Genomic DNA, 1,222 nt, shown 5'->3' with positions numbered 1-1,222 from the left:
AACCGCGCTGCAGACGCGATTGCGGCAAGACGTCTCATTCGGCCACATCCGGTGCAGCCGCAATGCGTCTGCTTGCCAGGACACGTTTCACAAGGTTGGCCGCAACCCGGCGGGCGGTCGTGAATTTGACGCCGGAAACCGTGTAGAGGCCGATCGGCCCCCCAGTAGTTCCATGGTCCAAAATGATTTCACGAACAGAGAGTTTCGCTGTGCCGGCTTCTTTGGCGGGCAACAATCCTGCATGGATTTTCGATATGTGTCCGCGCGTTGCACCCAGCGTCGGGACCGACAGGTTCAGGGCCTCCAGAAAGGCGTCGATGTCAGCCTGTGGCGGATGGACCGGATCGGGACCTTCGTGCCAGCTCGTGTGCCACGTACCGGCAAACGTGCCCCCCCGGACCGGATACAGAAACAGCGTTGGATCCGTCTTATCCGGCGGCGACACCGCCAGCCCCAGCGGTGCCGGTGGCGGCAGGTCTAGAACGAGGTTGAATGCCAGGTGCGGAAACTCTGGAAGGGATGGGTCAGCGACAACCCGTCATTTGCAACAAACGCAAGCCGGCCGACCTTGTGGAGTTCACCGCGGAAGGGCAGCGGGTCCGTGCCGGGCAGGATCGCGCGACGAAGCTGCTCGACCTCGCCGAACAGGCGCGGCCGGGACCACAGCGCCGGGCGGCCCGCATTGTCACCGAAAAAGAGGAATGGAAACCGGGCATGATCATTGGCGATCCGCCGTATCACGCGACCCCTGGCGCCGGACCATTTGCCGAAACCCCAGGGCAGGGCCGGCGCGCCGCCGGCATCCAGAACGCGTTCGATGGCGCGTTCTATCGGCTCGCCGTCAGGGAACGGACCGGCGGCGCCATATGCGAGCACTTCAAGCCCTTCCCCGGTCACGATCTGCCGCCCCGCGATCAGGGCCAGCGTTTGCCCGTCTTTCGAGGCGCGCAATGAGACCGGTTCTGCGGTCTCGTCGATCGTCCAGCCGCGCAGATGTCCGGGGCGCAGCCCACCGAACGCATCCGCGCCTCTGGACTGTGTGAAAAGCAGCACGCCGGGTGTCGATGCCGGCAGGTCAAGGCCATGACAGAGGCGGGAAAAGTTCCCGCTGGCGGCATCCAGGAATTCCGGAGGATCGAAACACGCATGCAGATGGACGTGGGCATCGACTAGGTACATTGGTCAAACAGCTTTCAAAGCAACAAGTATAACAAATATGATG

2 protein-coding genes are annotated in these 1,222 nt (G+C 62.9%); both read right to left on the bottom strand.

Annotated elements, in window-relative coordinates; translation table 11 throughout:
• Window positions 1–34: 34 nt before the first annotated feature.
• Window positions 35–445, bottom strand: a complete 411-nt coding sequence (locus tag A2I95_RS39745; protein ID WP_291737851.1) for a hypothetical protein — start codon at window positions 443–445, stop codon at window positions 35–37.
• A gap of 32 nt (window positions 446–477) precedes the next feature.
• A complete protein-coding gene (locus A2I95_RS39740) occupies window positions 478–1,179 on the bottom strand; it encodes a hypothetical protein (RefSeq protein ID WP_291737850.1) in 702 nt (233 codons plus the stop codon).
• Window positions 1,180–1,222 lie beyond the last annotated feature (43 nt).

The organism is Leisingera sp. F5 (assembly GCF_001593695.1).
This window is presented reverse-complemented; position numbering and strand designations above follow the sequence as displayed.